The 14,261-nt window shown below is 46.0% G+C and carries 12 protein-coding genes; all 12 read left to right on the forward strand.

The window, feature by feature from the left end:
- Positions 1-35: 35 nt before the first annotated feature.
- The 12 genes from FGT79_RS02245 to FGT79_RS02300 all read left to right on the forward strand — a co-directional run bounded on the left by FGT79_RS02245 (position 36) and on the right by FGT79_RS02300 (position 14,117).
- Positions 36-935 carry a carbohydrate ABC transporter permease gene (locus tag FGT79_RS02245; protein ID WP_138751156.1) on the forward strand — a complete coding sequence of 300 codons (900 nt, stop codon included), beginning with the start codon at positions 36-38 and terminating at the stop codon, positions 933-935.
- Positions 936-937: 2 nt separating this feature from the next.
- Complete coding sequence (locus tag FGT79_RS02250; protein ID WP_138751157.1) at positions 938-1,774, forward strand: carbohydrate ABC transporter permease; 837 nt, start codon at positions 938-940, stop codon at positions 1,772-1,774.
- A 34-nt stretch (positions 1,775-1,808) separates the two neighbouring features.
- The gene (locus FGT79_RS02255; protein ID WP_138751158.1) at positions 1,809-2,840 is read left to right on the forward strand and encodes a glycoside hydrolase family 88/105 protein; all 1,032 of its coding nucleotides are present in this window, start codon (positions 1,809-1,811) and stop codon (positions 2,838-2,840) included.
- A gap of 227 nt (positions 2,841-3,067) precedes the next feature.
- Positions 3,068-4,684: a serine/threonine-protein kinase gene (locus tag FGT79_RS02260; RefSeq protein WP_171056044.1), complete on the forward strand. Its 1,617-nt coding sequence runs from the start codon at positions 3,068-3,070 to the stop codon at positions 4,682-4,684.
- 86 nt (positions 4,685-4,770) lie between these two features.
- Complete coding sequence (locus FGT79_RS02265) at positions 4,771-6,330, forward strand: ABC-F family ATP-binding cassette domain-containing protein (RefSeq protein WP_138751160.1); 1,560 nt, start codon at positions 4,771-4,773, stop codon at positions 6,328-6,330.
- Positions 6,331-6,533: 203 nt separating this feature from the next.
- Positions 6,534-7,232: a response regulator transcription factor gene (locus tag FGT79_RS02270; protein WP_138751161.1), complete on the forward strand. Its 699-nt coding sequence runs from the start codon at positions 6,534-6,536 to the stop codon at positions 7,230-7,232.
- Complete coding sequence (locus tag FGT79_RS02275; RefSeq protein WP_138751162.1) at positions 7,229-8,587, forward strand: HAMP domain-containing sensor histidine kinase; 1,359 nt, start codon at positions 7,229-7,231, stop codon at positions 8,585-8,587. Before FGT79_RS02270 ends, FGT79_RS02275 begins: the two co-directional genes overlap by 4 nt.
- Before the next feature lie 23 nt (positions 8,588-8,610).
- The gene (locus FGT79_RS02280; protein WP_138751163.1) at positions 8,611-9,471 is read left to right on the forward strand and encodes a carbon-nitrogen hydrolase family protein; all 861 of its coding nucleotides are present in this window, start codon (positions 8,611-8,613) and stop codon (positions 9,469-9,471) included.
- A 27-nt stretch (positions 9,472-9,498) separates the two neighbouring features.
- Positions 9,499-10,158: a GNAT family N-acetyltransferase gene (locus FGT79_RS02285; RefSeq protein ID WP_138751164.1), complete on the forward strand. Its 660-nt coding sequence runs from the start codon at positions 9,499-9,501 to the stop codon at positions 10,156-10,158.
- Positions 10,159-10,170: 12 nt separating this feature from the next.
- The gene (locus FGT79_RS02290) at positions 10,171-10,845 is read left to right on the forward strand and encodes a GNAT family N-acetyltransferase (protein ID WP_138751165.1); all 675 of its coding nucleotides are present in this window, start codon (positions 10,171-10,173) and stop codon (positions 10,843-10,845) included.
- Positions 10,842-11,618, forward strand: a complete 777-nt coding sequence (locus FGT79_RS02295; protein WP_138751166.1) for an MBL fold metallo-hydrolase — start codon at positions 10,842-10,844, stop codon at positions 11,616-11,618. The genes FGT79_RS02290 and FGT79_RS02295 overlap by 4 nt, the downstream gene beginning before the upstream one ends.
- Before the next feature lie 540 nt (positions 11,619-12,158).
- The gene (locus FGT79_RS02300; protein WP_138751167.1) at positions 12,159-14,117 is read left to right on the forward strand and encodes an endonuclease MutS2; all 1,959 of its coding nucleotides are present in this window, start codon (positions 12,159-12,161) and stop codon (positions 14,115-14,117) included.
- The last annotated feature ends 144 nt before the right edge of the window (positions 14,118-14,261 follow it).

A 14,261-nucleotide genomic window follows, 5' to 3' on the forward strand; every position in this document is an offset into this window, starting at 1 on the left:
AAGGCAAGCTAGACTTCGTATAGGAGCTGGATAAGATGAAATCGCTATTATCTAAAAACAACCTGATTGGTTACACTTTTATTGGACCATTTATCATTGGATTTCTATTCTTCACGTTAATTCCAGCGGCTGCATCGTTATATTTCTCCGTTACGGATTATGATCTTCTCTCGACACCATCCTTTATTGGATTAGAGAATTACTCATCTATGTTTACAGATGACTCCAAGTTTTGGGCTTCGTTAAAGGTTACTTTTTTATACGTATTCATCGGTGTACCGCTTAGATTGGCATTTGCCTTGTTTATTGCAATGATATTGAATACAGCCTCGAAAGCAATCGGGTTATATCGGACTGTTTATTATCTTCCTTCTATTATTGGTGGCAGCGTTGCCGTATCAATCATGTGGCGCAACCTGTTCGGAGACCAAGGGGTAATAAATATTCTTCTGAATTCACTCGGTTTAGATAGCGTTAGATGGTTTGCTGAACCAATAGCGGCACTTTGGATGTTAATTACATTGTCCGTATGGCAATTTGGTTCTTCCATGCTTATTTTCCTTGCTGGACTTAAAAACATACCGCCAGAATTGTATGAAGCATCGAATGTAGATGGTGCAGGCCCGATTATTCGTTTCTTCAAAATTACGATTCCAATGCTTAGTCCTATCATTTTGTTCAATACGATCATGCAAACCATTGGTGCATTTATGACATTTGTTCCTGCCTATATCATCTCCAAAGGCGAGGGTGGTCCACTCGATGGTACGCTGCTGTACTCCTTGTACTTGTTCCGTCAAGCATTCGTTTACTTTGATATGGGTTATGCTTCTGCTATGGCCTGGATCATGCTGATCATTATCGCAATCCTGACAGGCATCCTGTTCTATACATCCAAAAAATGGGTGCATTATGAGTCGAAAGGTGGCCATTAATCATGATATTTAAAAAATTGAAGTGGCCGATTTACCACATTTTTGTAGCTGCTCTCGCATTGGTTATGGTTTATCCCGTATTATGGCTGTTGATGAGCTCATTCAAGCAAAGTAATCTTATATTCGCCACGGCAGATTCACTCATTCCGCAGCCTTGGATATGGGAGAATTACAAGATCGGCTGGATCGGCATTGCTGGTCAATCCTTCGGAACTTTCATTATGAATTCACTCGAAATCGTTATTATAGCGACAATAGGGGCTGTACTGTCCTCGGCATTTATCGCATTTGGTTTCGCTAGACTTAACTTTACCGGCAAAACATTCTGGTTTGGCATCATGATGGTAACGCTTATGCTTCCACATGACGTTGTGCTTGTACCACAGTATATTTTGTTCGCTAAGATCGAATGGCTGAATTCCATAAAACCGATCGTGGTTCCACAATATTTTGGAATTCCATTTTTCATCTTCTTGCTCGTTCAGTTTATTCGCACCATTCCGAACGAACTGGATGAAGCCGCAACGATTGACGGCTGTGGGAAGTTTCGGTTATTCTTCCGAATCATCTTGCCGCTTGTCGTGCCAGCACTTGCAACGGCTTCGATTTTTTCCTTTTACTGGAGATGGGAAGATTTGCTCGGACCGGTGCTTTACTTGAACCGCCCAAGCTTATATCCCGTTTCGATGGGACTCAAAATGTTCCTAGATAGTGATACCGTCTCTAACTGGGGTGCGATGTTCGCCATGTCAATCGTTAGCTTGATCCCTGTACTCGCTATATTCTTTGCTTTCCAGAAATACATTGTTGAGGGCATCAGCACTAGTGGTTTGAAATAGCCACATCTACGAAATGGGAAAGAGGGAGATGGAAATGCCGCAGCTTCAATTTGATGATCAACATATCCGGGAAGTAATAGACAGGGTCGTCGATCGTACCTTTAGGATGGACTTCAGCTGGGATTGGCCGGGGGGAGTAGCGTTCTACGGCGTTGCAGAAGCATACGAAGCAACAGGCAACGAGCGTTATATCAAGCTTCTGCAAGAATGGGTGGATGAGAAGCTGGAGGATGGACTTCCTAAGCTGTCAGTGAATGGTGTGTCAATTGGACATGCACTTATCTCGCTTTACAGAGTGACTGATAATGAAAAATATTTGGATGTGGCTATTCAAATGGCCGAGTACTTAAAAAACGATGCGGTTCGTTTTGCAGACGGTGTATTCCAACATACGGTCAATGATGAAAACTATAATTTCCCTGAACAAGCTTGGGTAGATACGATGATGATGGCGGGATATTTCCTCGTTCGCATGGGGCATTTACTGGATCGAGCTGATTACTTGGAGGATGGCATCAAGCAATATCATGGTCATGAGCATTTCCTTCAAGATGAGACGACGAATTTGTATTACCATGGCTGGGACAATATCGCACAGAACCATATGTCGTCGATTTTCTGGGCACGCGGCAATTCATGGGCAGCCTTGACAATGGCCAAGGCGCTGCCGCATATCGCGGTCCAGCATCCGGCTTTTATGATCATAGAAGGGTCCATGCGTGACCAGCTAAGTACGCTCGTTCGGCTGCAGGACGATAATGGCTTATGGCATACGGTGCTAAACGATGACACCTCTTATCATGAGACTTCGGGTTCGGCAGGAATTGCGACCGGCTTGTTCGCCTTTGGCTCCTTATACAATAAGTATATACAACGTTCGATTGCTGGTATTTTGAGTCGAATTACAGATGATGGCTCGGTTATGAACGTCTCAGCAGGAACGGCAGTCATGAATGATCAGCAGGGCTATCGTGATGTTGCGCATAAGCGTGTACAAGGCTGGGGACAAGGTTTAGCGCTTGCATTCCTTGCCGAGCTTCTAAACGCCAAAAAACGTGTATTCTAATTGATGTTTGCTCCAATACAAAGCTTTATGGTAAAGTTACAATTATAAGGTGAAACGGCTGTTACCGTCCTTTGGCGGCACGGCGTATTTCATTCAGAGAAATTTAGAGAAGGATTGGGCAAACATATCCTTTCCTATATTTTAAAGAATTGCTCAGGAAAGCATCCTGATGGCATATGTACCCACATATGCCGTCGGGATGCTTTTTTGTTATGAAGGAGGAGCAAATGGGAGCTGCTAATGATCAGTTTGATCCTTATGAACCGGGAATGGTGCTTGATTGCCGCTATCGCATCGTTGGCACGTTAGGAATAGGCGGCATGGGAATCGTATATGCAGCAGAAGATCTGAGGCTTGCGAATAAACGGAGGGCCATTAAAGTCATTGCCCCGCAGCCAGGTACAGGAACATTCGCTGATGAGGCAAAACTACTCATGACGGTCAACCATCCGAACTTGCCAGTTATATTAGACTATTATCCGGCATCTGAAGACAGCTTTGAGACATTCGTAATGGCTTACATTGAGGGTCAGACGATAAGCGATTATTATCGTTCCTCTCGATTTGGGATGACATTCGAGCAAATGATGCATGTCGCAAAGCAGCTTTGCGCTGCTCTGCGATACTTGCATGCGAACGAACCACCGATTATTCATCGGGATTTGAAGCCTTCCAACGTTATGATCGACGCTGATGCTCAGGTTAAGCTTATTGATTTCGGCATATCTAGACATTATAAGCCTCATGTGGTGCAGGACACCGCCCTGCTTGGTACATATGGCTTTGCTGCTCCTGAGCAAGCGGGCGGTGGACAAAGCGATGAACGAACGGATATTTACGGCTTGGGAGCGCTGCTCTATTACATGTCAAGCGGCGGACTTATTTATAAACAGCCGCAAGAACATATGAATCAAGACGAGCCGTTCCAATCTATGTCGAAGGATATTCCGACTTCATTCAAGTCGGTTCTTAGACGCTTATTGCAGTCTGATCCACGTATGCGTTATCGTACAATGCAGGATGTAGAGGAAGCGCTCGTTCCCTATATGAATCGCTCTCATTCACCGTATGAATGGACTCTTGGTTCAGAACTTGATAGTTTTCGGACTCATAAACCTATCACGGTCTGTGTGCTGTCGATCTCACCGGGAGCTGGTTCAACGTTTCTAACGCATTGCTTTGCCAATCTGCTAAGCTCAAACGGCATTTCTGTAGCTGCAGCCGAATATGAACATGCTAGACCTGAATGGCATGCATGGCTTAATGGTATTCGCGGCATGAAAGATGGACTAGGCATCGTTACAAAGGCGCTCGATAGACGTTACTATCAATACAGTCAGATGCAACCGCAAGTGAATTGGTTTGCGCTGCATAACGAACAGGATATGGAGGCAGAGCAAGTGGATGTTAGGTTTGATCAGATGCTTCAGCATAGTCGTACTTCGCTTCATCTGATCGACTTATCACAAAAATGGAAGGAGCCGCAGGCGCAGCGTTTGATGCAAGGTGCGAGATTCGTGATTGCCGTGGGAGATCCTGTCGTGGCAAAGTGGCGTGCATCGGATCTTAAACGTTTGTCTGAGTTGAACGCAGAGCTTAGAGCAGCAGGATCCGAGTTGTTGTATCTTGCGAACAAGGAAGTCGCTTTCACTGGCAGGCGCGAATGGCTCGCTTTATTTCCGGCCGAGCCACTCGCTGTCGTGCCGAGACTTTCTGATGCTACATTGCTATCTTTGCAGTGGAAAGGCCGCTGGGCGACAGACGATAAACAGATTGCCCGTACAGTACGCAAAGCTGCTGCGCCTATTTTAAAGCTCCTTTGCAATGAAATGAACACAGGATGACTGTTTATGTGGTACAATGATACGGGTAAAAAAGTGAATCCGCTATTGTTGACTACGGTTTATAAATGAATGGAGATAAAAAGAAAATGAGTTTGTTAACAGTTGAGCAATTATCGCATACGTTTGGCGATCGCGTTTTATTCCGAAACGTATCTTTCCGTTTGTTGGCGGGAGAACACGTTGGGCTTGTAGGAGCCAATGGTACAGGCAAATCAACGCTTATGAATATTTTGACAGGCAAGCTGCTGAAGGATGAGGGCAAGGTGGAATGGACGCCTCGTGTTCGCTATGGCTACTTGGACCAACATACGAAGCTTGAGGCAGGCAAAACCATACGTGATGTACTCAAGGATGCTTTCCTTCCTATGTTGCTGCTGGAAGAGGAATTGAATAATATCGCTGCCCAAATGGGCGATGCTGATGCTGATACGCTTGATGCGCTGCTCGAACGCATGGGTGAAATCCAAGAGGAGCTTGAGATCGGCGATTTCTATCTCATTGATGTGAAAGTGGATGAGATGGCGAATGGATTAGGCCTTAATGCGATTGGACTGGACCGCGATGTTACGGCACTAAGCGGTGGTCAGCGGACAAAGGTACTGCTTGCTAAGCTGCTGCTGGAGAAACCAGGCGTGCTGCTGCTCGATGAGCCTACGAACTATTTGGACGAAGAGCACATCAATTGGCTGACCAATTATTTGAAAAACTACCCGCACGCATTCGTTCTCATCTCTCATGAAACGGCCTTCATGAACCAGGTTGTCAACGTGATTTATCACCTTGAGTTCACGAAGATGACCCGCTACTCGGCTAATTACGATAAATTTCTAGAGATGGCTGATTTGAACAAGGCTCAGCATATCGACGCGTACGAGAAACAGAAGGATTTCATCAAGAAACAGGAAGATTTCATTAATAAAAACAAAGCCCGTGCTTCTACTTCAGGCCGTGCCAAGAGTAGGGAAAAGCAGCTTGACCGTATAGACCGAATCGACAAGCCGGAGGAAGCGGCGAAGCCGACCTTTAACTTTAAGGAGTCGAGAACAAGCGGCAAAACCGTGTTCGAAGCAGAAGGCATGGTAATCGGCTACAACAAGCCGCTTCTGCCTGAAATGAGTATGCTCATTGAACGAGGTGACAAAATAGCGATTGTTGGGTGCAATGGCGTCGGTAAGTCAACGCTTCTCCGCACAATATTAGGCGTTATTCCTCCTCTTGATGGTAAAACTTATCTTGGCGATTATTTGAATCCAGCATACTTCGAGCAGGAAGCAAAGGCGCCTACGATGACTCCGCTTGAGGATGTATGGGATGAGTTCTCCTTCATGACGCAAAGTGAAGTGCGGGGAGCACTTGCTAGATGCGGTCTGAAGAACGAGCACATTACTCGCGCCTTGAATCAATTGAGCGGTGGCGAGCAAGCGAAGGTTCGTCTGTGCAAGCTGATGATGCGTGACAGCAACTGGATTTTGTTTGATGAGCCTACGAACCATCTGGACGTCGTCGCCAAAGCAGAGCTTAAGCGTGCGTTGAAGGCATACAAAGGAACTGTTGTACTCGTTTCACATGAACCGGAATTTTATGAGGATTGGGTAACCAAAACGTGGGACGTGGAAGCTTGGTCTATGCAAAAGCAAGGCAGCTAACGAACCGAAATGTAGTGTCAGCCTGTTGCTGAGCTCTACCGCATGTGTTGCGGTAATTGCCGGTCTACGCTTTCTGTAGATCGGCTTACTTGCATTTGTGAAACGTCTTCATTATGATAAATTTATCCGTACTTGCATAGAAAGCAGCTTGGACGGTTGAATGTAATCCATTATTTCTAATTGGAAGCAGGTGTACCGACAACATGAAAGAACGCATTCTAGTCGTAGAAGATGAAGCGGGTATATCCCGCATATTGCAGCTTGAATTAGAGCATGAGGGCTATACAGTTGGAACGGCTGCTGATGGTCGTACGGGTTATGAGATGGCATCAACGGGCGAGTGGGAGCTTGTGCTGCTTGATGTGATGCTTCCGGAAATGAGCGGTATCGAAGTGCTGCGGTTGCTGCGTCAGGCAGGCAATCCTGTACCTATTATATTATTAACGGCCCGTGACACGGTACCCGATAAGGTAAGCGGATTTGAGCATGGCGCCAACGATTATATTACGAAACCGTTCGCCATGGAGGAATTGCTGGCACGTGTACGCAATATTTTGCGAATATTCCAGCAATATCCGAAGGAAGCAGAAGGCTCAGATATGATCAAGGTCGGTGATCTGACGATTGAACTGCGCACTCGCAAAGTCTATCGCAAGGATATACTGATCGAATTGACGCCGCGTGAATTTGAACTGCTCGTGTATTTGGTTGAGAACAAAAATGATGAAAAATCACGTGAGGATATTTTATCTGAGGTATGGGGCTATGATTTCATTGGTGAGACCAATTTAGTAGATGTTTATATTCGATATTTGCGTCAAAAGCTGGATAAGGGGTATCGGCATAAGCTTATTCACACCGTTCGTGGTGTAGGGTATATGGTTAAGGAGCCGGATGCATGACACTACGCAAACGGTTCACGCTTTTTACAATTTTTTGGCTTATATTTATCTTGATTCTCTTTAATATATTCGTATATTTCTACGTGATCAAAATCACGACAGAAAGTGAAGAAGAGGTCATTGCGAACAAGGTAAATATCATGCTGGAGAACCCCCGAATTCAGAGCGGCCGCGGGCTTAATTATCCAGAGCTGCTCAACGAATACTATAACGTAAACGAAATGATTCGGATTATTGCGCCTAATAACAGAGTCGTTAATATTACAGGCTCAGATGAGCTACTACAGGAGCTGCCTGCTACCTTCGAAACACATCACCACACCGGCATGATTATGAAGGGCGGCGAGCGCATTCTTTTTATGAGAGTGCCGCTCTATGATGGCAACCGTGTCATTGCGATGCTTGAGATCAACAGAATCTTGGACGAGCTGGATAATTATTTGCAAGTGCTGGTTGCAGCTCTCAGCGTAACCAGTGGAGGGGCTATCCTATTCGCGATATTCGGAACCTACTGGTTCACCTCTAGGCTAACGGCGCCAATTCAGCAGATGGTCAATACGATGAGAGAAATTGATCGCAGCGGCAAGCTTAGACAAATTGAACTGAGCAACCGCGAGGAATCAGCTGAATTGCTGCAGCTTGTCCGTGCGTTCAATCAGATGATTGAACGATTGGACCGAACCTTCGCTAAGCAAAAGCAGTTCGTAGCAGATGCGTCGCATGAGCTCAAAACGCCGCTTACTGTTATAAGCAGCTATGCTGGCATGCTAAAGCGTTGGGGACGCGATGACGTGAATTTGCGCGATGAAGCGATTGAGGCGATTGATAAGGAAGCAAATCGGTTGCAGAATTTGACGAAGTCCATGCTGATGCTGGCTGAAGCAGAACAAGAGGATTGGCTTAGACAAGAACTCTTTGACGTTGTTCAAGTCGTTGATGAGCTTGCGACGATGCTTCAGACGACATTCGGTAGACCGATCAGAGTGAAAGCGATGTCCAAAGTCGTTCGTATGGTAGGGGATAAGGACAAGATTAGGCAGCTGCTTGTTATTCTACTGGACAATGCAATCAAATATTCGAAGGAACCGATCGATATTACAATTACACTCGTCAGAAACATTGTGAAAATCGAGGTTAAAGATAAAGGGATGGGTATTCCAGAGAACGAAATTCCCCATCTATTTGAGCGTTTCTACCGTGTAGACGGTGCAAGGAGCCGGGCAACCGGCGGCGTCGGGTTAGGGCTCTCAATTGCTAAGCGAATCATTGATTTGCATGAGGGTAAGGTTGATGTATTCAGCTTGCCAGACTTAGGTACGACCATCACGCTTCAATTCAAACAGCGTAAATCATAACCGTGAAAGGAGACTTAGGCTTCATGAAATACCGTACAGCAGCCGTACAATATAAGCTTGCTGATATTGATACCTTTGATCAATTCGCCGAGCAGGTGACGCATTACGTGCGTAACGCCTCTGAATATGGCGTTCAGTTTCTATTATTCCCTGAGTTTCTGACAACGCAATTAATGTCAATTGGGGATGAGCAGGGAAATGCGCTTACGATTGACCGTCTTCCAGAGTTCACAGATAGCTATCTGGATTTGTTCCGGACACTAGCGAGCGAATATTCCTTATATATCGTAGGCGGAACTCATGTTATTAAGACGGATGACGGAAGCTTGCGCAATGCAGCCCATCTCTTTCATCCAAACGGCAAGATTGATGTCCAGCATAAAATTCATATTACACCTTCTGAAGTAGAAGGATGGAATATGTCTGCGGGTGAAGGTCTTGAGGTGTTTGAGACTGAATATGGCATGATTGCGATGTTAACTTGCTATGATATTGAGTTCCCTGAGATCGTCCGTATGGCGCGTGCAAAAGGTGCTGACGTCATATTCTGTCCTTCCTGTACCGATGACAGGCATGGCTTCTATCGGGTCAGATATTGTTGTCATGCAAGAGCTGTGGAGAATCAAATCTACATCGTAACGACAGGTACAGTAGGCTCGCTGCGCAAAGTGGATCTGATGCGCGCTAACTTTGGACAGGCTGCTATAATCGCACCTAATGATATTCCGTTTCCACCCGCAGGCATCTTGAGCGAAGGAATTATTAATGATGATATGCTCGTTGTTGCGGACCTGGATTTGGCGCTCCTTGAAGATGTAAGGGCTAGAGGCTCGGTGACAACCTGGCGTGATCGCCGCACAGATCTGTATCCAGATTGGCAGTAGAACGACCATGCAGAGAGGCGGGCAGCGATGCGCAAAGAGCTCTATTTGATTGCTGAAGGGAAGCCGGTAAAATCGATTATCCGCAATTATAATCAGACAGATTTTGATGCCATGATTGATGTACAGCGTGATAGCTTCCCGCCACCATATCCATCTGAGCTATGGTGGAATAAGGAGCAGCTGCTGGAGCATATATCTCGTTTCCATGCAGGCGCCTTATGTGCAGAAGTTGACGGCCGATTGATTGGCTCTATGACAGGCTTGCTCGTGAACCTGGCAGATTACAGCCACGCTCATGACTGGAATACGATTGCAGACAGCGGATATATCCGCAATCATAATCCAAGCGGAGACACACTCTATGTCGTTGATATTTGCGTCATTCCTGAATACCGCAAATCGGGCATAGGCAAATGGCTTATGCAATCCATGTATGAGACCGTTGTACATCTGGGGCTGAAACGGCTGCTTGGCGGAGGGCGAATGCCTGGCTATGGAGCAAAAGCTCATGAAATGACACCAGAAACCTACTTGGATCAAGTAATAGCAGGTGAGCTGAAGGATCCGGTCATTTCCTTCCTGCTTAGATGCGGCCGAATGCCTGTAGGTGTTGCTCGCCATTATTTAGACGATGAGGAATCGAATAACTGTGCAGCCATCATGGAGTGGCGCAATCCATTTAATTAGAGGAGATGTTTTATGCTTATTTATCATCGTATTAGCAGTATTGAAGATCCCCATTTTGGAGCACTACATAAACTTTTGCAATCCATTTTCCCGCCGGAGGAAGTTCTAGCCTACGAGCTGTGGAGAGAACCTCTTGAAGATCCGTCCATTCATGTATATGTTGCGATTCATGAAGGCGAGGTTGTAGGATCAACGGAATATCGTTATTATCCACAACTGCGAGTGGCTATGACTGATTTTACGATTATTGGAAAACCTTCCCTTGGCATTGGACGTTTCTTGCTGAGAAATAGAGAACGTGATTTAGAGAAGCTTGCTTTGCAATCGGGAACGGTACCTATTGGTATGTTTGCAGAAGTATATGACCCTTATCGTGCGGAAGAGCATGCTTTTGGCGGTGTATCACCGATGAATCCGTATGTCCGTCGTGAAGTGCTGTCGCATATCGGCTATAAGCGTATCGACATTCGTTATGTGCATCCGTCATGGGATCATGAAGGCCAAGCGGTTGCGGAGCTTGATCTATGTTTCCTGCCTAAGGATGAAGAGCTTTCAACCATCGATAGTGCACTTGTAGCCGAGTTTCTAGAGGGATATTATTCGGCTTTGCCGAATAAACCTGCTGAATGGCTGCAAATGATGGAACAAATTCGTTATATTCCTTCCCTGCAGTTGCATCCCCTATGACTCGACTTATTTTCAGAGGAACAGGAGACTCCATGGGTGTCCCCAGGCTTTACTGCGATTGTGGAGTATGTACAGAAGCACGAGATACCGGTATGAACCGTCGACTGCGATCCTCATTACATATTTGGGATGAGGAAGCGGGTCATATATGGATTGATTGCGGTCCGGATTTCGGTGAACAACTGGAAGCGGCCAAGCTGCGGGAAATCGATACATTACTCATTACCCACGCGCACTTTGATCATATTGGCGGCTTGGTTGAGTGGGCGGACGCTTGCCGCTGGCAGCAGAAAAAAGGGATAGCTTATGCGCCTACTGAGGTTATTCCCGAAATTCTGGCACGGTTTCCGTGGCTTAGCAGCCATATTGATTTTCGTGCCTTCGATGAATCGATTAAACTCGGGAAGTGGAAGGTATTCAGTTGGCGAGTGCATCATGGGAAGAATGGCTATGCCTATGCCTTTCGGTTCGAGCACTTGGAAACGGGATGTAAATGGGTTTATTGCTCTGATTCCATTGGTCTGACTGGCGAGCAGCAGAAGCCGCTTGTTGATCTGGATCTTCTCGTGCTCGGAACGAGCTTCTATCATGAGCCGTTCGCCTATGAAACGAGATCCGTATATGATGTGCTTGAAGCCCTAGAGCTGATTCATAAGTGGAAACCGAAACAAACAGTGCTTACGCATATGTCTCATGATATTGATTTGCGTAAGCAATATGGTCTGCCAGAGCAGGTAGTACTTGCTGTTGCCGGTATGACTATTGAAATGTAAGAGCTGAATGACAAAGAGGAATGACTTGACAATAAGCTTATCTTTTTTGTACAGTGATGAAGTAACTTTATTTGGAATGTGATTATGCTTAAAGGGGAAATCTTAATGTTTGCTGGTGTCTTTAACTCATAAATTGGATATGGTCAGATGACTGATGGTCTTGCAGCTATTGCAAGGTGCAAATTGCGCCATGCAGCAAGGCTCTATTTCGTGATCTGGCGCCAAGAGTTAAGGACATGAGGATTTCCGCCTGTAGCATTGCGACAGCGGCCCAATCACCGTGCTCTCGGAGCACGGTTTTTTTATACCCGTTTCTATGTTGACGATTCTGTTAACGATGGAAGCGGGTATTAAGGGCAAAAGTCGAACAAGACAGGAATGGAACGCGCCCGCGTTCTGTTCCTGTCTTTTTTTACGTACAGGAAAGGATATGAGTTTACACTTCCTTTCACTATACGTCTACGCGAAACGTGAGAATAGCCGTCAGAGGGCGGCTTAAGCCGTTAAGCTTAATACCCAAAATTAGAGGAGGTATTTCAAATGAATCAAGCATCATGGGGAAGATTAGAGTATACCAAGGTAAAAGAGAAGCTAGTAAGCTATACGGTTTCACCTGCAGGAAAATTATTAGCGGAGAAGCATGATCCAAGTACGAACATCCGGCAAGTAGAGGCTTGGCTGCAAGAAACCGAAGAAGCGGCTTGTTTGCTTGGAAGCGGCGCAAGCATGCCGTTGTCGGCCATGGAAGGGATTGATTCTTTTCTTACTCTACTTGGTAAAGGGAGAATCTATCATGAGCAGGAGCTGGAGCTTGTAGCTGTCTGGCTCACATCCGTCGTTCAGATGAAAAAATATATGCATAGCAAACACGAAATTGCACCAACAATCGCAGCTTATGCGGATTCCATGTACGATTGTCCGGAGCTGCGGGAGGAACTGAATCGCTCTATTCGGTATGGACTTATTACAGATCTAGCTAGTGCAGACTTAGCCTTTATTCGCAGACATGTTTATGCTACGGAGGACAAAATCCAGAAAAAAATGGAGCATGCACTAAGCAAATACCGTACCTCATTACAGGAGCCTGTGCTTAGCAAGCGACATGGACGTTTCGTGATTTCTGTGAAGCGTGAGCTTCGCAAACAGGTGCCGGGGACGGTATGGGATGAGTCGGCAAGCGGGCAAACCTTGTTCATTGAGCCGCTGGATGCTGCGGATTTGCAGATGGAGCTTCAACAATGGAAGGCAGAAGAGGAACGAGAGCGAACCGTCATTTTGGCAAGGCTCTCAGCTCTTGCAGAATCTTTCTCTCAAGAATTGTTTCAGAATGTAGAGGTGATGGCAACCTTTGATTTCATTACCGCTAGAGCCAAACTCTCACGCTCCTTTGAGGGCAGAAGGATGAAGCTGTCGCCTGAGCCTGTCATTCGACTCGTAGCCGCTCGTCACCCACTGCTTGGCAAGGATAGCATACCATTGCATGCCGAACTCGGATATGGGTGGAAGCAATTGATCATTACGGGGCCGAATACAGGTGGCAAAACGGTTACTTTGAAAACGATCGGTCTGTTTGTACTTATGGTGCAATCAGGACTGCTGGTACCTGCCGGAGAGGGCAGTGAAATGGGATTGTTCAAGCATGTCATTGCTGACGTTGGTGATGGACAAAGTTTGGAACAATCACTAAGCACTTTCTCGTCGCATATTACGGTGCTTAAAGAAATGCTCGAGGCTGCGGGTCCACGGTCTCTTCTGTTGCTTGATGAGCTTGCTGCCGGTACCGATCCAACAGAGGGAATTGCGCTGTCGATCGCATTGCTAGAGCAGTTATTGAAACGGGGAGCGCTGACAGCAGCTACGACACATTTCAATGAAATAAAAGCATTTGCCGCTCGCACGGAGGGCTGTCAGAACGGGAAGATGGCCTTTGACGTCGATACGCTCAGACCGCTATATCGATTGGAAATGGGCGAGGCTGGCGACAGTCATGCTTTTGCGATTGCAAGGCGATTTGGATTGACTGAGGAAGTGATGCAGCGAGCAGAGCAATTGCTAGAGCGTAAATCGGGAATGCATTTTAATCGGGCAGAGGTAATTGAAGTTGCGTCAACTGTATCCAGTGTAGCTCTTGATACGGGGTTGAAGCCTAAATCCCGTGTTGAGGAGTCACAGGAGACTGAATCTCGACCAGCCAAAGAGAACAGAAAACCATTCGTTAAAGGTGATGTGGTATGGCTTTACCCATTGAAAAGAACAGGGGTCGTTTATCGTCCCGCAGACGAGCGAGGTAACATCATCGTTCAGGTTCAGAGACAAAAGCATACATTTAATCAAAAAAGAATGAAGCTCTACATCCCTAAGGAAGAACTATATCCAGATGAGCAATATGACCTCGATATTGTTTTTGAATCCAAGGAAAATAGAAAGAAACGCAAGCTGCTAAACCGAAAGCATGTGGAAGGACTTATGATCGAGACACCAGAGGAAGATCAATATTAACAATGTGGCGAACGCTGCCCGCTCACCCTTCGGAGAGTGGGCAGCGTTCGCTGACTGCATATACTATTGGTTATTTTGCACCATATGGTTGCAATAGCAAGGGAGCATTCAAGAACTCTCACTATAAGTAGAAAGCAAAGCGGA

Source organism: Paenibacillus sinopodophylli (genome assembly GCF_005930355.1).
GTDB classification, from domain to species: Bacteria; Bacillota; Bacilli; order Paenibacillales; family Paenibacillaceae; genus Pristimantibacillus; species Pristimantibacillus sinopodophylli.